Source organism: Streptomyces sp. NPDC024555, from assembly GCF_055559335.1.
Window position 1 is genome coordinate 476,202 of record NZ_JBVHKV010000002.1, and the last position, 17,522, is coordinate 493,723.

General features: G+C 71.6%; 9 protein-coding genes and 1 pseudogene. 6 read left to right on the top strand and 4 right to left on the bottom strand.

What is annotated here, in order from left to right; translation table 11 throughout:
- On the top strand, window positions 1-681 hold the full coding sequence (locus ACZ4FH_RS04725) for a polysaccharide deacetylase family protein (protein ID WP_467302438.1): 681 nt from the start codon (window positions 1-3) through the stop codon (window positions 679-681).
- 110 nt (window positions 682-791) lie between these two features.
- Here ACZ4FH_RS04725 and lon read toward each other — a convergent pair whose 3' ends face one another.
- A complete protein-coding gene (gene lon / locus ACZ4FH_RS04730) occupies window positions 792-3,221 on the bottom strand; it encodes an endopeptidase La (RefSeq protein ID WP_467302233.1) in 2,430 nt (809 codons plus the stop codon).
- A gap of 234 nt (window positions 3,222-3,455) precedes the next feature.
- On the opposite strand from lon, the pseudogene ACZ4FH_RS04735 reads away from it, so the two are divergent.
- The 5 genes and pseudogenes from ACZ4FH_RS04735 to ACZ4FH_RS04755 all read left to right on the top strand — a co-directional run.
- A pseudogene (locus ACZ4FH_RS04735) lies at window positions 3,456-4,022 on the top strand (isochorismatase family protein); the annotation flags it as partial.
- Between the two features lie 956 nt (window positions 4,023-4,978).
- Window positions 4,979-5,671: a spermidine synthase family protein gene (locus ACZ4FH_RS04740; RefSeq protein WP_385109793.1), complete on the top strand. Its 693-nt coding sequence runs from the start codon at window positions 4,979-4,981 to the stop codon at window positions 5,669-5,671.
- 246 nt (window positions 5,672-5,917) lie between these two features.
- Window positions 5,918-6,655, top strand: a complete 738-nt coding sequence (locus ACZ4FH_RS04745; RefSeq protein ID WP_383634951.1) for a response regulator transcription factor — start codon at window positions 5,918-5,920, stop codon at window positions 6,653-6,655.
- Window positions 6,652-7,728 (top strand): HAMP domain-containing sensor histidine kinase, encoded by a 1,077-nt coding sequence (locus ACZ4FH_RS04750; RefSeq protein ID WP_467302235.1) that lies wholly within the window; start codon window positions 6,652-6,654, stop codon window positions 7,726-7,728. The genes ACZ4FH_RS04745 and ACZ4FH_RS04750 overlap by 4 nt, the downstream gene beginning before the upstream one ends.
- Window positions 7,729-7,985: 257 nt before the next feature.
- Window positions 7,986-11,774, top strand: coding sequence for a multifunctional oxoglutarate decarboxylase/oxoglutarate dehydrogenase thiamine pyrophosphate-binding subunit/dihydrolipoyllysine-residue succinyltransferase subunit (locus ACZ4FH_RS04755; RefSeq protein WP_467302237.1), 3,789 nt, complete (start codon window positions 7,986-7,988; stop codon window positions 11,772-11,774).
- 76 nt (window positions 11,775-11,850) lie between these two features.
- On the opposite strand, the gene fxsT is transcribed toward ACZ4FH_RS04755, so the two are convergent.
- From fxsT to ACZ4FH_RS04770, 3 genes are all read right to left on the bottom strand, one after another.
- On the bottom strand, window positions 11,851-14,838 hold the full coding sequence (gene fxsT, locus ACZ4FH_RS04760) for an FxSxx-COOH system tetratricopeptide repeat protein (RefSeq protein ID WP_467302238.1): 2,988 nt from the start codon (window positions 14,836-14,838) through the stop codon (window positions 11,851-11,853).
- Window positions 14,839-14,919: 81 nt separating this feature from the next.
- A complete protein-coding gene (locus ACZ4FH_RS04765; protein WP_467302239.1) occupies window positions 14,920-16,311 on the bottom strand; it encodes an aKG-HExxH-type peptide beta-hydroxylase in 1,392 nt (463 codons plus the stop codon).
- Window positions 16,308-17,486 carry an FxsB family cyclophane-forming radical SAM/SPASM peptide maturase gene (locus ACZ4FH_RS04770; protein WP_467302240.1) on the bottom strand — a complete coding sequence of 393 codons (1,179 nt, stop codon included), beginning with the start codon at window positions 17,484-17,486 and terminating at the stop codon, window positions 16,308-16,310. The genes ACZ4FH_RS04765 and ACZ4FH_RS04770 overlap by 4 nt, the downstream gene beginning before the upstream one ends.
- Window positions 17,487-17,522 lie beyond the last annotated feature (36 nt).

The following is a 17,522-nucleotide window of genomic DNA, read 5'->3' on the forward strand; positions in this document are numbered from 1 at the left end:
ATGGAGACCACCGCTCCCGCGACCGCCCGCGCCGACGCCGGTACGGACGCCAAGGGGGAGCTCGGCCCGGTCGACTGCCGCAAGGCGAAGTGCATCGCGCTCACCTTCGACGCGGGGCCCGCCGAGGACACCCCCCACCTCCTGGACATCCTCAAGGAGAAGAAGGTCCACGCCACCTTCTTCCTGCTGGGCAAGAACCACGTGAAGAAGCACCCCGAGACCGTCCGCCGGATCGAGGCGGAGGGGCACGAGGTCGCCAACCACACCTGGTCGCACGAGATCCTGACGGACAAGAAGCCCGCCGAGATACGCGCCGAGCTGGAGAAGACGCAGGACGCGATAGAGGCGATCACCGGCAAGAAGCCCCGGCTGATGCGCCCGCCGCAGGGCCGGACCGACGACACCGTCTCCGGGATCAGCAAGGACCTCGGGCTCTCCCAGATCCTGTGGAGCGCCACCGCCAAGGACTACTCCACGACCGACTCCGCACTGATCAAGAAGCGGATACTCGACCAGGCGAGCCGGGACGGCATCATCCTGCTGCACGACATCTACAAGGGCAGCGTGCCCGCCGTCCCCGGCATCATCGACGCGCTGAAGAAGCGGGGCTACACCTTCGTCACCGTCCCCCAGCTGATGGCCCCCGCCGAGCCGGTCCCGGGCACGATCTACCGTCCCTGACCCATCCCCTCCCCGTACGCACGGAAACGGCCCGCCTCCCCTCCTGCGAGGGGAAGCGGGCCGTCCGTACCGGCCGTGTGCGTGCCGCCGCGCCCGTCACGCCGTGGGGGCTACGCCGCGGCCGGGATCCTGCGCTCCGCCGGGGCCTGGGCCGGGGCGAGGGCGATCTCCAGGACCTGGCGGACATCGGTGACCGGGTGGACCTCCAGGGTGTCCAGCACCTCGGCGGGGACGTCGTCCAGGTCCGCCTCGTTGCGCTTGGGGATCACCACGGTGGTGATGCCGGCCCGGTGGGCGGCCAGCAGCTTCTGCTTCAGCCCGCCGATCGGGAGCACCCGTCCGGTCAGCGAGACCTCACCGGTCATGGCCACATCCGTGCGGACCAGCCGGCCGGACAGCAGCGAGGCCAGCGCCGTGGTCATCGTGATGCCCGCGCTCGGACCGTCCTTGGGCACCGCGCCCGCCGGGAAGTGGATGTGCGCGCCGCGGTCCTTCAGATCCGCGACCGGCAGCTCCAGCTCCGCCCCGTGCGACCGCAGGAAGCTCAGCGCGATCTGCGCCGACTCCTTCATGACGTCGCCGAGCTGACCGGTCAGGGTCAGTCCGGACGCCCCGGTCTCCGGATCGGCCAGCGAGGCCTCCACGAAGAGCACGTCACCGCCGGCTCCGGTCACCGCGAGCCCGGTGGCCACACCCGGCACCGCGGTACGGCGCTCGGCCGGGTCCTGGGCGGACTCGGGGACGTGGTGCGGACGGCCGATGAGACCGCGCAGATCGTCCTCGCCCACCGTGAACGGCAGCTCACGGTCGCCCAGCTCGTGCTGGGCCGCGACCTTGCGCAGCAGCCGGGCCACGGCCCGCTCCAGGTTCCGGACCCCGGCCTCCCGGGTGTACTCGCCGGCCAGCTTGCGCAGCGCCGGCTCGTCCAGGGTGACCTCGTCCTTCTCCAGACCGGCCCGCTCCAGCTGGCGCGGGAGCAGGTGGTCGCGGGCGATGACGACCTTCTCGTCCTCCGTGTACCCGTCGAGCCTGACCAGCTCCATGCGGTCGAGCAGCGCCTCCGGGATGGCCTCCAGCACATTGGCGGTGGCCAGGAAGACGACGTCGCTGAGGTCGAGTTCGACCTCCAGGTAGTGGTCGCGGAAGGTGTGGTTCTGCGCCGGGTCGAGGACTTCGAGGAGGGCGGCGGCCGGGTCGCCCCGGAAGTCGGAGCCGACCTTGTCGATCTCGTCGAGCAGGACGACCGGGTTCATCGAACCGGCCTCCTTGACGGCGCGGACGATACGGCCGGGCAGCGCGCCGACGTACGTACGCCGGTGGCCGCGGATCTCCGCCTCGTCCCGGACGCCGCCGAGCGCGACGCGGACGAACTTGCGGCCCATGGCGTGCGCCACGGATTCGCCGAGCGAGGTCTTGCCGACACCGGGCGGGCCGACGAGGGCCAGGACCGCGCCGCCGCGCCGCCCGCCGACGACGCCCAGACCGCGGTCGGCCCGGCGCTTGCGCACGGCGAGGTACTCGGTGATGCGTTCCTTCACGTCCTGGAGGCCGGCGTGCTCGGCGTCCAGGATCTCCTGGGCGCCCCTGATGTCGTACGCGTCCTCGGTCCGCTCGGTCCACGGCAGTTCGAGGACGGTGTCGAGCCAGGTCCTGATCCAGGAGCCCTCGGGGCTCTGGTCGGAGGAGCGCTCCAGCTTGTCGACCTCCTTGAGCGCGGCCTCGCGGACGTGCTCGGGCAGGTCGGCGGCCTCGACGCGGGCCCGGTAGTCGTCGGACTCGTCTGCGCCCGAACCAGGCCCACCGTTGAGATCGGACAGCTCCTTGCGTACGGCGTCGAGCTGGCGGCGGAGCAGGAACTCGCGCTGCTGCTTGTCGACGCCCTCCTGGACGTCCTTGGCGATGGACTCGGCGACGTCCTGTTCGGCGAGGTGTTCGCCGAGCCACTGGATGGCGAGCTTCAGCCGGGCGACCGGGTCGGCGGTCTCCAGCAGGCGCACCTTCTGGGCGGTGGTGAGGAAGGGGGAGTATCCGGAGTTGTCGGCAAGTGCGGAGACGCCCTCGATCTGCTGGACCCGGTCCACGACCTGCCAGGCGCCGCGCTTCTTCAGCCAGCTGGTGGCGAGCGCCTTGTACTCCTTGACCAGGTCGGCGACGGCTCCGGGGAGGGGGTCGGGGACGGAGACGTCGACCCGGGTCCCTTCCACCCAGAGGGCCGCGCCGGGGCCGCTGGTCCCGGCCCCGATCCGCACCCTTCCGCGACCGCGGATGAGCGCGCCGGGGTCGCCGTCGGAGAGCCGGCCGACCTGTTCGACCGTGCCGATGACACCGATCCCGGTGTAGGTCCCGTCGATGCGCGGGACGAGCAGCACCTCGGGCTTGCCGCCGCCGTCACGGGCGGCGGCCTGCGCGGCCTCGACCGCGGAGCGCACATCGGTGTCGGACAGGTCCAGAGGCACCACCATGCCGGGCAGCACGACCTCGTCGTCGAGCGGCAGCACAGGCAGAACCAGCGGCGTGACGGCAGTGGACTCAGTAGCCATGATCTCCCCTTCGGCATTCAAGTTGAGCTATGTGGACTCAATGCATATGAGCCGCCCAATGTTCCCGAGGGTGTGTTCGCTGTGAGCGATCGCGGTACGCCGTCCGGGGGACGCCGCTTCCGGACACCCCTGCCAACACGGCGCGGGCCCCGGGTAGTCCCCGGTCCCGTCCTCCGCCCGCGGCCGGGCGGGAATCGTGTGGAACGGCGCGCCCCGGCCCGACAGGATGGCCCCATGACCGGCTTCCCGCTTCCCGTCCAGGCCCTGATCGTCGTCGATGTGCAGAAGGCGGGGGTGACCGGCGACCGGGCCGTGCCCGGCGCGGACGCGCTGCTGGAGCGGACGGCGGGGCTGCTGGCGCGGGCGCGGGCCGCGGGCGCCCTGGTGGTGCACCTCCAGAACGACGGCGGCCCGGGGTCGGGCGACGCCCCGTACACCCCGGGCTGGGAGCTGCACCTGCCCGTCCGGCCGGGCCCGTCGGAGTTCGTGGTCCGCAAGACCCGGGACGACGGGTTCGCGGGGACGCCCCTGGGCGCGCTGCTGGGCGGGGCCGGGGTGGAGGCGGTCGCGCTGTGCGGGGTGATGTCGGAGATGTGCGTCCAGGCGACGGCCCGTACCGCGCTGGAGCGGGACTACCGGGTGGTCCTCCCCCATGACGCCCACGCCACACAGGACGTCCCGGCCGTGCCGGGGATCAGCGGGGCGGTCCCGGCCGCCGTGGTGTCCCGGGTCACCGCCTGGGCGATCAGCGCCGACGCCGACGTGACGACACCGGCCGCCCGGGTGTCCTTCGCCGCGCCGCCGTTCCCGGCCGGAGGGGCGCGGTCCGCCGGCACGTACGCGGAACGGGGCCTGGACCGGGACGGCCTGATCCGGCGCGAGGGCGCGCTCGACCGGGTCACCGAGGAGTTCGCCCCCGTGGTGGCGGCCGCGCGCGAGGCGATCGCCGCCGCCTTCGGCCCGGACCGGCTCGACAGCGCGTACGTCTACGGCAGCGTCCCGCGCGGCACCGCCGTCCCCGGTGTCTCGGACCTCGATCTGCAGATCGCCCTGCGCTCGGCGCCCACGGACGCCGACCGGAGGGCCGCCGACGCCCTCGGGGCGGAACTCGACGCCGCCTTCGACGTGATCGACGGCGCCGGGGTGCTGCTGGCCTCCGCCGACACGCTGCTCAGCCGGCTGGAACGGCACGACCTCGGCTTCTTCACCGCCTGCCTCTGCACCCCGCTGCTCGGCGACGACCTCGCGGGCCGGCTCCCCCGCTACCGCCCCACCTCGCTCCTCGCCCGCGAGACCAACGGCGATCTGTGCCTCCTGCTCCCGAGCTGGCGCGCCCGCGCCGCCGAGGCCGCCACGGACGACGCCCGCCGCGCCCTGAGCCGGGGCGTGGCCCGGCGCCTCGTGCGCACCGCCTTCACCCTCGTCATGCCCGAGTGGGGCGGCTGGACCAGCGACCTCGCCCGCTCCGCCGAGCTCTTCGCCCGCTACCGCCCCGACGCCCCGGACCGGGCGGAGCAGATCCGCACCGCCGCCCACGTCGCCCGCACCCCGAGCGCCGACCCCGCCGTCCTCTCCCTCCTCGTCGACGACCTGGCGCCGTGGCTGGCCGCCGAGCACCTCGCGGCGCACGGGGAGAAGACGCCGCGTCCCTGACGGGGCGCCGCCCCGCGCCCACGGCCCCATTGGCCCCGCCCGCCCCCGTCGCGACAGGATGGCGGGAGACCGACCGACGGACACCCACCGGAGATTCCCGCGCCATGCCTGCTGCTTTCGGCCCCGACGCCCTCGCCCCCGTGACCCTGGACCGCCGGGAGGGGCCGTACGGAGAGGTCGTGCTGCGCAGGCGGGGCGACGACTTCGAGATCATCGCGAACGGGTGCTTCCTGATGGACACCTCGGACGGGCGGTCCGAGCGGCTGCTGATCGATGCCGCGCTGGAGGCGCTGCCGGCGGAGCGGACGGATCCGGCGGTGCTGATCGGGGGGCTGGGGGTGGGATTCTCGCTGGCGCGCGCGGCCGACGAGCCCCGGTGGGGGCGGATCGCGGTCGCCGAGCGGGAGGAGGCCATCGTCGACTGGCACCGGAGCGGACCGCTGGCCGGGATCTCGGGGCCGGCGCTCGCCGATCCGCGGACGGAGATCCTGACGACGGACCTCGTCACGTATCTGCATATGACTACGGACTGTTACGACGCACTGTGCCTGGACATCGACAACGGGCCGGACTGGACGGTGACGGAGGACAACGGGAACCTCTACGCGCCGGCCGGTCTGGCGGACTGCCGGGCGCGGCTCACGCCGGGCGGGGTGCTCGCGGTGTGGTCGGCACAACCGTCCGAGACGTTCGAACAAGCCCTGCGGAATGCCGGATTCACGGGGGTGCGTACCGAAGAAGTGGGCGTTGCCCGAGGTGTGCCCGACGTGGTTCATCTCGCAATCCGGCCGGCCTGAGATCCCCCCACCGGGTATGCGGGCCCCCGGGACGCCCGGGGGCCAAGCGCCACAAGCGCGACACTCCGCCTCTTCCCCGCGCCCGTTCCGCGCCCCGCGCGCCCGTGCCGGCTTGCACCCTGCGTAGCCGGATGCCGTCCGCTGCCTCTACGCTGCTGACCGATAGCGGGATCACCCACGAAATCCACGAGCGAAGACCGTACGTCCGGGGGAATGACCCCCGTGAGAACGGGCAGGGGCGGGGCGATGGAACAGACACACACCACCCACACAGGTGTCGCGGCCACCCCGGGCGCGCAGCGCCGTGTGCTGGTGGTCGAGGACGACGCCACGATCGTCGATGCCATCTCCGCCCGGCTGCGGGCCGAGGGCTTCCTGGTGCAGACCGCGCTCGACGGGCCGGCGGCCGTGGACGCGGCCGAGGCCTGGCAGCCGGACCTGATGGTCCTCGACATCATGCTTCCCGGTTTCGACGGCCTGGAGGTCTGCCGCCGGGTCCAGGCCCAGCGGCCCGTCCCGGTCCTCATGCTGACCGCCCGGGACGACGAGACGGACATGCTGGTCGGGCTCGGCGTCGGTGCCGACGACTACATGACCAAACCGTTCTCCATGCGCGAGCTGGCGGCCCGGGTGCACGTCCTGCTGCGCCGGGTGGAGCGGGCCGCGCTGGCCGCCGTGACGCCCCGCAGCGGCATACTGCGCCTCGGCGAGCTGGAGATCGACCACGCCCAGCGGCGGGTCCGGGTCCGCGCCGAGGACGTGCACCTCACCCCGACCGAGTTCGACCTGCTGGTCTGCCTGGCCAACACCCCGCGCGCAGTGCTCTCCCGGGAGCAGCTGCTGGCGGAGGTCTGGGACTGGGCGGACGCCTCGGGCACCCGCACCGTCGACAGTCACATCAAGGCGCTGCGCCGGAAGATCGGCGCGGAGCGGATCCGTACCGTGCACGGCGTCGGCTACGCGCTGGAGACCCCCGCGCCATGACACCGCCCGGACCGGGGCTTCGGCCGTTCTCCATCAAGGCCAAGCTGGGCACACTGGTCGTGGTCTCGGTGTTCATCACCACCGGGCTGCTCATGGTCGCGCTGCGCACCCGTACGGAACTGCGTTTCATCACCGTGTTCTCGGTGATCGCGACGCTGCTGATCACCCAGTTCGTGGCGCACGGCCTGACCGCGCCGCTGGACGAGATGCGGGCGGTGGCCCGGTCGATCTCGCACGGCGACTACACCCGGCGGGTGAGCGGCGCCGACCGGCGCGACGAGCTGGGCGACCTGGCCCAGACGATCAACCTGATGGCGGACGACCTGGCCGCAGTGGACCGGCACCGCAAGGAGCTGGTGGCGAACGTCTCGCACGAGCTGCGCACACCCATCGCGGCGCTGCGGGCCGTCCTGGAGAACGTGGTGGACGGGGTGTCCTCCGCCGATCCCGAGACGATGCGCACGGCGCTGAAGCAGACCGAGCGGCTCGGCCGGCTGGTGGAGACGCTGCTGGACCTGTCCCGGCTGGACAACGGCGTGGTCACGCTGAAGGCGAACCGCTTCGAGGTGTGGCCCTATCTCTCCGGGGTCCTCAAGGAGGCGAACCTGGCCGCCACGCACCGCCGGCTCTCCTCGGGCTCGGGCAACCACTCCCGCAAGGACGTCCATCTGCATCTGGACGTCTCGCCGCCGGAGCTGACCGCGCACGCCGACGCGGAGCGCCTGCACCAGGTGGTGGCCAATCTCATCGACAACGCGGTGAAGCACAGTCCGCCGCACGGCCGGGTCACCGTCCTGGCCCGGCGCGGCCCGCAGCCCGAGTCACTGCTCATCGAGGTGACGGACGAGGGTCCCGGCATCCCGGAGTCCGAGCGGCACCGGGTCTTCGAGCGCTTCAACCGGGGCGAGGTGCCCTCTCCGCACGGCCCCGGCAGCGACGGCGGCACGGGCCTCGGCCTGGCGATCGCCCGCTGGGCGGTGGATCTGCACGGGGGCCGGATCGGCGTGGCCGAATCCGCGCGCGGCTGCCGCATACGCGTCACTCTTCCGGGGATCCCTCAGCCCCGAGGTTGACATAGGGTTCGAACCGGAAGGGCACGTTCTGCGTGTTCTGTTCAAGGGGTACGGTCCAGGGGGCCGTACCTTCGGCCTCGCGTACCCGGACTGAAGCGGAACCAGGCTTGTTTCCCGCCATTTCCTGCGCCGAAACCCGTCTTCCGATGTGACTTGCACGACGAAGCCCGGCCCGGCCTGCAAGGAATGGTCAGGGAGGCGTAGCCTTGATTTCCGCTGTCCATCACCTTGTGAAGCGGAAGAGGGCGGTTGCCGCCGTGTCGTCTCAGTCCCCCAGTAACTCGAGCATCTCGACCGACCAAGCAGGCCCGGGTACGAACCCGGCCGCTGCCTTCGGCCCCAATGAGTGGCTCGTCGACGAGATCTACCAGCAGTACCTCCAGGATCCCAGTTCGGTCGATCGCGCCTGGTGGGACTTCTTCGCCGACTACAAGCCGGGTACGTCCGGCACGGCGGACAAGCCCGTTCCCGGTGCCGCGCCCGTGACCCCGGCGGCCCCGGCCGCCGCACCGGCCGCACCGCCCGCCGCTGCCGCCCCGAAGCCCGCGGCCCAGGCCGCGCCCGCCGCCCCGGCGGCCCCGGCCCCGGCGAAGGCCGCCCCCGCGAAGGCCGCCCCGGCGCCCGCCGCGAAGGCCCCCGCCGCGAAGGCGAAGGCCGCCGCGGACACCGAGGCCCCGGCCGGCCCGGAGTACGTGACGCTGCGCGGCCCGTCGGCCGCGGTCGCGAAGAACATGAACGCCTCGCTGGAGCTGCCCACGGCCACGTCCGTGCGCGCCGTCCCGGTGAAGCTGCTCTTCGACAACCGCATCGTCATCAACAACCACCTCAAGCGGGCCCGCGGCGGGAAGATCTCCTTCACGCACCTCATCGGGTACGCGATGGTGCAGGCCCTCAAGGCCATGCCGGCGATGAACTACTCCTTCGCGGAGAAGGACGGCAAGCCGACCCTCGTCAAGCCGGAGCACGTCAACCTCGGCCTCGCCATCGACCTGGTGAAGCCGAACGGCGACCGCCAGCTGGTCGTCGCGGCCATCAAGAAGGCCGAGACGCTCAACTTCTTCGAGTTCTGGCAGGCCTACGAGGACATCGTCCGCCGCGCCCGCAACGGCAAGCTCGGCATGGACGACTTCACCGGCGTCACCGCCTCGCTGACCAACCCTGGCGGCATCGGCACCGTCCACTCGGTGCCCCGCCTGATGCCCGGACAGGGCCTCATCATGGGCGTCGGCGCGATGGACTACCCGGCGGAGTTCCAGGGCACCTCCCAGGACACCCTGAACAAGCTGGGCATCTCGAAGGTCATGACCCTGACCTCGACGTACGACCACCGGGTGATCCAAGGCGCCGCCTCCGGCGAGTTCCTGCGGGTCCTCTCCCAGCTGCTGCTCGGCGAGAACGAGTTCTACGACGAGATCTTCAAGGCGCTGCGCATCCCCTACGAGCCGGTCCGCTGGCTCAAGGACATCGACGCCTCGCACGACGACGACGTCACCAAGGCCGCGCGGGTCTTCGAGCTGATCCACTCCTACCGGGTCCGCGGCCACGTCATGGCCGACACCGACCCGCTGGAGTACCACCAGCGCAAGCACCCCGACCTGGACATCACCGAGCACGGCCTCACCCTGTGGGACCTGGAGCGGGACTTCGCGGTCGGCGGTTTCGCCGGCAAGACGATGATGAAGCTCCGCGACATCCTCGGTGTGCTGCGCGAGTCGTACTGCCGCACCACCGGCATCGAGTTCATGCACATCCAGGACCCGAAGCAGCGCAAGTGGCTCCAGGACCGGGTGGAGCGCCCGCGCCCCAAGCCCGAGCGCGAGGAGCAGCTGCGCATCCTGCGCCGGCTGAACGCCGCGGAGGCCTTCGAGACCTTCCTGCAGACCAAGTACGTCGGCCAGAAGCGCTTCTCGCTGGAGGGCGGCGAGTCCGTCATCCCGCTGCTCGACGCGGTCATCGACTCCGCCGCCGAGGCCCGCCTCGACGAGGTCGTCATCGGCATGGCCCACCGCGGCCGGCTCAACGTCCTCGCCAACATCGTGGGCAAGTCGTACGCCCAGATCTTCCGCGAGTTCGAGGGCAACCTCGACCCCCGGTCGATGCACGGCTCCGGCGACGTCAAGTACCACCTGGGCGCCGAGGGCACCTTCACCGGACTGGACGGCGAGCAGATCAAGGTCTCGCTGGCCGCCAACCCCTCGCACCTGGAGGCGGTCGACCCGGTCCTGGAGGGCATCGCCCGCGCCAAGCAGGACATCATCAACAAGGGCGGCACGGACTTCACCGTCCTGCCCGTCGCGCTCCACGGCGACGCGGCATTCGCGGGCCAGGGCGTCGTCGCCGAGACGCTCAACATGTCGCAGCTGCGCGGCTACCGCACCGGCGGCACCGTGCACGTGGTGATCAACAACCAGGTCGGCTTCACCGCCGCCCCGGAGTCCTCGCGCTCCTCGATGTACGCCACGGACGTGGCGCGCATGATCGAGGCGCCGATCATCCACGTCAACGGCGACGACCCCGAGGCCGTCGTCCGCGTCGCGCGGCTCGCCTTCGAGTTCCGGCAGGCGTTCAACAAGGACGTCGTGATCGACCTCATCTGCTACCGCCGCCGCGGTCACAACGAGGGCGACAACCCGGAGTTCACCAACCCGCAGATGTACACCCTGATCGACAAGAAGCGCTCGGTGCGCAAGCTCTACACCGAGTCCCTGATCGGTCGCGGCGACATCACCCTCGAAGAGGCGGAGCAGGCGCTCCAGGACTTCCAGGGCCAGCTGGAGAAGGTCTTCGCCGAGGTCCGCGAGGCCACCTCGCAGCCGGCGCAGCCGCACGTCTCCGACCCGCAGGCCGAGTTCCCGGTGGCCGTGACCACCGCGGTCTCCGCCGAGGTCGTCAAGCGGATCGCCGAGTCCCAGGTCAACATCCCCGACTCGATCACCGTCCACCCGCGCCTGATGCCGCAGATGCAGCGCCGCGCCACCTCGGTGGAGAACGGCACGATCGACTGGGGCATGGGCGAGACCCTGGCCATCGGTTCGCTGCTGATGGAGGGCACCCCGGTCCGGCTCGCCGGCCAGGACAGCCGCCGCGGCACCTTCGGTCAGCGCCACGCGGTGCTCGTCGACCAGAAGACCGGCGAGGACTACACCCCGCTGCTCTACCTCGCCGACGACCAGGCCCGGTACAACGTCTACGACTCGCTGCTCAGCGAGTACGCGGCGATGGGCTTCGAGTACGGCTACTCGCTGGCCCGTCCGGAGTCGCTGGTCATCTGGGAGGCCCAGTTCGGTGACTTCGTCAACGGCGCGCAGACCGTCGTCGACGAGTTCATCTCCTCCGCCGAGCAGAAGTGGGGCCAGACCTCCGGCGTCACGCTGCTGCTGCCGCACGGCTACGAGGGCCAGGGCCCGGACCACTCGTCCGCCCGCCCGGAGCGCTTCCTCCAGATCTGCGCGCAGAACAACATGACGGTCGCGATGCCGACCCTGCCGTCGAACTACTTCCACCTGCTGCGGTGGCAGGTGCACAACCCGCACCACAAGCCGCTCATCGTCTTCACCCCGAAGTCGATGCTCCGCCTCAAGGCGGCGGCCTCGAAGGCGGAGGAGTTCACCACCGGCGGCTTCCGCCCGGTGATCGGCGACGACAGCGTCGACCCGAGCGCCGTCCGCAAGGTCGTCTTCTGCGCCGGCAAGGTCTACTACGACCTGGAGGCCGAGCGTCAGAGCCGCGGCGTCACGGACACCGCGATCATCCGTCTGGAGCGCCTGTACCCGCTGCCGGGTGCCGAGCTCCAGGCCGAGATCGCCAAGTACCCGAACGCCGAGAAGTACCTCTGGGCCCAGGAGGAGCCGGCGAACCAGGGCGCCTGGCCGTTCATCGCCCTGAACCTGATCGACCACCTGGACCTGGCCGTCGGCGCGGACGTCCCGCACGGCGAGCGCCTGCGCCGCATCTCGCGGCCGCACAGCTCGTCCCCGGCGGTCGGCTCGGCCAAGCGCCACCAGGCCGAGCAGGCGCAGCTGGTCGCGGAGGTCTTCGAGGCCTGACCGGCAGGCAGTACACCGATGGGGCCCGTCCCGCGATTCTCTCGCGGGGCGGGCCCCATCGGTGTGTTCGGGCGGCTCAGGCGATCAGCGGCTCGAAGTCCCAGTACGGGCGGTTGCGGGAGCGGGCCGACACGGTATGGGTGTGCTGCGGGCCGAGGGTCGCCGCCAGGTCCTCCAGCGCCTCGTTCTCGATCTTCTCCGCCTTCTGCCGGTCACGTAGGCCCCGCAGGTCCGCGGCGTGGGCGATGCGCGCCGACAACGTCAGCGGATGGGTCCGGCCGAGGACCTCGACGGCACGGGTGACCACGGAGTCGGTCAACGCGGCCGCGCCCTCGGGATCACCCACGAGGTTCCGCAGCGCCGAGGCGTTGATGCCGCAGCCCAGCGTCCACGGGTGGTTCTCGCCGACGGCCTGGTTCATGGTGGCGAGCGACTCCTCCAGCAGGACGTGAGCGTGCTCCCGCTCCCCCACGTTGCGCAGGATCATGGCGTGGTTGGAGCGGGTACCGGCCGCGTACGGATGTCCCTCGCCCAGCATGTCCGCGTAACCGCTGACCACTCTCTCGCTTATGGCCCTGGCCTGGTCGATGTTGCCGTGCTCGCGGGCGAAGCAGCTCTGGCCGGCCGCGAACATCATCGTCAGCGGGTCGCCCTCGCCCAGGACCCGTTCGCATCGCTCGAGGACACGGGTGAACAAGTCGGTCGCCTTGGCCCGCTCACCATTGCGGTAGTGGCACAGCGCGAGGTTGTACTCGGCGCGCAGGGTCTGCGGGTTGTCCGCCCCCATGACACGGCGGTGTACGTGGACGCTCTGGTTCTGGAGGGAGAAGGCGTCGTTGTAGCGGCCGAGCAGGCGCAGGTCGGTGGCGTAGGCGATCTCGGAGTAGAGGGTCCAGGTGTGCCGGTGCCGCAGGAGCTGACGGCGGGATTCCAGCGTGCGCTGGTCGAGGTCCTGGCACTCCTGGTACCGGCCCAACAGCCGCAGGGTGACAGCCAGGTTGCTCTGTGCGTTGAGCGTCCGCGAGTCCTGCTCGCCCAGCAGTCTCCGGTAGGCGGTGAGGACCGAGCTGGAGAATTCCAGCGCTTCGTCGTACCGGCCGAGGCCCCGCAGATCGGCGGCCAGCCCGGAGGCTGCGCGCAGATGCTCCAGATCGTCGGGACCGCGTTCGACGCGCAGACGCTCCACCACGGCGCGTTCGATGGCCTCGGTGCCGGAGTAGTCGCCGACGGCCCTGAGCAGGTTGGCGTAGTGGTAGCTGACGTCCCAGATCCTGGGATGCCCCTCGCCGAACAGCTCCCGCCAGGCGGCCATGGCGCGTTCACCCAGCTTGATGCCGGCCCGGTACTCCCCCGAAAGGTACATGTACCGCAGGCAGTTGAGCACCAGGTTCTGCACGGCCGGATCGGAACTCCTGAGGACGTCGGCCCACTTCAGGTGCGGAGTGATCTCGGCGTACGTCGGCCACAGGCGGGTGTCCGTGGGGCGCCCCGGATCGGCTGCCGCCAGGGCGCGCCGGACGACGTCGATGAACTCCTGACGGTTCTCCTCGGTCATGTCGTGTCCGACGATCTGGTGGACCATGCGGTGCATGTAGAGGGATTCCCCGGAGGACGTGGTGTCGACGCCCAGTTCATGGGATTCCAGCCGGACCACGGAGTACTGGCGGAGCTGGTTGATCGCCTTGTTCCACAGCAGGGGGTCACTCATCAATCCGGACACCTGTTCTGGCAGGTCGCCGGGCGGCAGGTCCTTGAGAAGCCGCACCGGGATGGAGCCAGGCGCGAAGAAGCTGCACAGGCGCAGCAGGTCGACGGACTCGGGGACCGTGTCCCGGAGTTTGTTCAGCAGTATCGACCAGGCGGTCTGGAACGCGAGCGGGAAGTCGGCGGAGACCTTGACGACGTCCTGGTCGATCCCGCCTTCGAGGAGTTCGATGTACTCCTCGACCGACAGGTCCGAGTCGTTGAGCCAGCCCGCGGTCTGGTCGAGGAGCAGCGGCAGGTCTTCGAGTGCCTCGGCAAGCTGGTCGGCCTCGGCCGGGGTCAGACGCGGGGCGCGGCGGCGGATGAAGGCCACGGACTCGTCCCGCCGGTAGACGGGGACCTCGACAAGGTTGCTGTTGTGCTCGCTCCACTCCGGGTTGCGGGAGGTGATGAGGACGTGGCCGGGGCCGGTCGGGAGCAGGTCCCCGATCTGGTCGGGTTCGTCGGCACCGTCCAGAATCAGCAGCCAGTGCGCGTGCGGGTCGCCGCGGCGCAACGAGTCGCGTACGGCGCGCAGACGCTCGCCGTATTCGACGCCGGTGGACAGCCCCAGCTCCGGGGCGAGTTCGGCGAGCTTCTGCCGGTAGAGCGCGCGCCGGTCGGCAGGCACCCACCAGACGACGTCGTACTCGGAGCCGAAGCGGTAGACGTACTCCGCGGCCAGTTGCGTCTTGCCGACGCCGGACATGCCGTGCAGGGTGACGACCCCGGCGCCGGGACCGGCTTCCTGGAGCGCCCGGTAGGCGTCGGCGAGCAGTTGCTCCCGGCCGGTGAAGCGGATGTTGCGGCGCGGCACCCCGCCCCACACCTGCGGTGTGTCGGCCGGGAACCGGGGCCCCGGGGAGGCCGCCCCGGGCAGGGGGTCGGTGGGCAGGCCCAGCCGGACGAGCAGCCGCCGCTCCGCCTCCTCGGCCCCGACGTTGGTGAGGTCGGCCGCCGCCAGCGCGGAGGTGGCCCCGGGGAGCGCGGAGGTGGTGACGGACACGGCGGCGAACCGGTCGGAGTAGGGGGCCACTTCGGAACGAAGGGCCTGGTTCCACTCCTCGTGGCTGCGGGGCCCGAGCTGGAAGTACCAGTCGCTCAGGAGCACCAGGACACGACCGCGGGCGAGCCTGAGGTCCCGCAGCGATTCCTCCAGGGGGATCGACACCGGCGGGTCCCACCGCTGCTGGACGACCGTCACACCGCGCCGCTCCAGCCGGTCGGTGATCCACGCCGCCCAGGCGCGGTTGAAGCCGGCGAAACTGATCGTGACGGCGTTCGCCCCGGCTGCTCCAACGTGCTTACGCGTTCCGGGCATTCAACCGTCTCCCTGCCTCGATACGAGCCTTGCCAACATATACCGGAGCCGTTCGTCGCTCCGATGGGAATCACCGGCTTCTCACTGCCGTCGCGAGCCGTTCCTCTGCTGCCATATCACCTTGGCGGTGCTCACGTAGGCCTGTGCGCGCGCGAGGTGCCCCGAGGGGGGCGGATTGTCGTCCAGACGGTGGTAGACGGAGATCATCTCGTTGACCAGCGTCCGGCCCTCGGCGGTGAACGCCGCCGAGCCGGCGAGCGCGGGAAGCACGGCACCGACCTGTTCGCGGCAGCGGGCGTGTTCGGCCCAGGCCAGGTCGCGGTGGGTGACCTGGTGAGCGTGGAGGGCGAACCGCTGCCAGTAGTCGGCGAGCGCCAGATGCGAGTAGGCGCCCTGGAGCAGACCGTCGAACGGCCGGGGGTCGGGGCGCCAGGGAGCGAAGTACCGCGGGGTCGGATCTTCGCGGTGGAGCGGTACGAGGGTGGCGAGGGCAGCCAGCTTGGTGTGCTGGAGTTCGTGGACGAGGGTCGAGGCGAAGTAGGCGGGAGTGGCGGGTTTGCTGCTGAGTACGGCTCCGAACGCCTCCTGCCTGGTGCCGCTGCAGTGCGCGGCGCGCCCGCCGTCCGGGCCGGCTCCGACGGCGTGGCCGAGGGGCACCACACAGCGCAGCAGCGCGGCCGCCTCGGCGATGCGGTGGTCACCGCCGACCCGGAGCAGGGGCTCGACACCGGCCCAGCACCCGGCCCACTGCTTGCGCTCCTGGTCGTCCACGCGCGCGGCGCCGCTCAGCCCGTAGCGCGGCAGATCGCCGACCTCAACGCCGTACGGGTCGACGTCGTCGAGCACGACGGGCGCGCCGCCCGGCACGACGGGGCGGAAGGTGAGCACCGGAAGCCAGCGCGGGTCGGCCGCGCTCAGTGTCCGGTCCGGGTGGCGCAGAACGGTGAACGATGGCCCGTCCTGCGGGGTCAGGATCAGTTCGTCGTCGCGATGGACGAACCGGACGGGGGCCGTTCCGGCCCGGAAGGCGCCGAGTGTGGGCAGGGAGACCAGCCCCCCGCGCGGGGTGAGCCGGATGTCGAAGCCCACGCCCGCCCGTACGGCTGCCGCGGCCGCCAGTGCCGTGAGGTGGGCCAGTTCCGTGCGGAGGCCGGGGGCGCCGGCGGTCGCGGTGGTGAGGCGGCCCAGCAGGCGTTGGGCCCAGGGACCGGCCAGGGGGTGGAAGAGGACGGTGCGGGTCGCGGTCCGGTCGGCACGGTCGGCGGCTTCGAGGAGGGCCCAGTCCTCGCGGAGCCGGTTCAGCAGGTGTGGGGGGCACAGGACGGCGGGGGCGGCGTGTGCCGCGTCGAGCAGGGCCCGCAGGAGGATGAGGCGGCGGGTGTCCTGATCACGGACGAGCAGACCGAGACTGTCGGCGTCGCCCTCGGTGCGGCCGAGTGCGCGCAGGACGTGGTCCGGGATGGCGGGACTCATGGGGGGTCTCCAGCGGTTGCTTCGGCGAGCCGGTGCGCGATGTGGCGGATCATCCGTTCGAGATCGGCGCAGTAGACGGAGGGGTGACGGAAACCGTCGTCCGCGCGGTAGCGGTGTGCGTAGTGGCCGCCGCCGCACACGGTCAGCAGCGGGCAGGTCCGGCAGTCGGCGGCGAGCGCGTCGGCGCCGGCCTGGCGGGCGGCGATGCCGGGGTGCCGCAGCGCCTCGTCGAAGGTGTGGTGGAAGACGTCGAGACCGGTGGTGGCCGCGCCGTCGTACGCGGATTTGAGGGAGTCGACCTGCTCGATGGAGCCGTCCGTCTCCACCACCACCGCGTTGACCGGTTCCAGCCCGAGCGATTCGGTGGCGGCGGGCAGTCCGAGAAGCAGTGCGACGCACTCCTCGAAGAGACGGATGCGGGTCTCCCTGCGGGGGGCGAGCCACCAGCGGTCGAAGACGGCGCAGAGCCAGTCGCCGTACGGGGTGGCGCGGCCGGAGCCGGGACCGGTGCGCAGCTCCGCCGGTTCCAGTCCGGGGGGCGGGCTGGTCCAGTTGCCGTGGGGCAGCAGGAGGTCCAGGGCAGGGGGGCGCAGGGCGAGCAGTGATTCGTACATGTCCAGCGGGTCGGTGCGCGGGTCGACGACGGTCAGGATGCCGGCGTACGCCTCGGGGTGGCGGTCGGCCAGCAGCCGGGCGCCGCGTGAGGCGGCGGGCCAGGAGGGGCGGCCCGCGTGGTCGGTGCGCAGGGTGTTGTGGGTGGCGAGGCCGCCGTCCAGGCTGATGCCGACGCGGATGCCGTGGCCGGCGAGGGTGGCGATGCCGGCGTCGGTGAGCAGGGTGGCGTTGGTCTGCACGGTGGCGAGGACGGCGCAGTCGGCCGGTACGCGGTCGCGCACGGCATCGGCGAGGGCACCGAGCCGGCCGGGTCCGGCGAGCAGGGGTTCGCCGCCGTGCAGAACGAGGGCGAGGCTGCCGAGCCGGTGCGACGCCGCATGTTCGGCGATCCGGGCCGCGGTGCGTTCGAGGACGGCGGGCGGGGCCGCGGCCGGCCGGTCGCGCCAGGTGCGGTCGGGGCCCTCGTACAGATAGCAGTACCGGCAGGCCAGGTTGCAGCGGCCGTGCACCTTCACGATGAACTGGCCGAAGGGGACCGGTGAGGTCCGGGTCGGGGGCACACGGGTCGGCCCGGCCCGGTGCGCACGCGCGTCGCG

Bases quoted from the DNA above. Each gene is read 5' to 3' on its own strand.
- ACZ4FH_RS04725 (WP_467302438.1), top strand. From the start codon at position 1: ATGGAGACCACCGCTCCCGCGACCGCCCGCGCCGACGCCGGTACGGAC.
- lon (WP_467302233.1), bottom strand. From the start codon at position 3,221: ATGGCTACTGAGTCCACTGCCGTCACGCCGCTGGTTCTGCCTGTGCTG.
- ACZ4FH_RS04740 (WP_385109793.1), top strand. From the start codon at position 4,979: ATGCCTGCTGCTTTCGGCCCCGACGCCCTCGCCCCCGTGACCCTGGAC.
- ACZ4FH_RS04745 (WP_383634951.1), top strand. From the start codon at position 5,918: ATGGAACAGACACACACCACCCACACAGGTGTCGCGGCCACCCCGGGC.
- ACZ4FH_RS04750 (WP_467302235.1), top strand. From the start codon at position 6,652: ATGACACCGCCCGGACCGGGGCTTCGGCCGTTCTCCATCAAGGCCAAG.
- fxsT (WP_467302238.1), bottom strand. From the start codon at position 14,838: ATGCCCGGAACGCGTAAGCACGTTGGAGCAGCCGGGGCGAACGCCGTC.
- ACZ4FH_RS04765 (WP_467302239.1), bottom strand. From the start codon at position 16,311: ATGAGTCCCGCCATCCCGGACCACGTCCTGCGCGCACTCGGCCGCACC.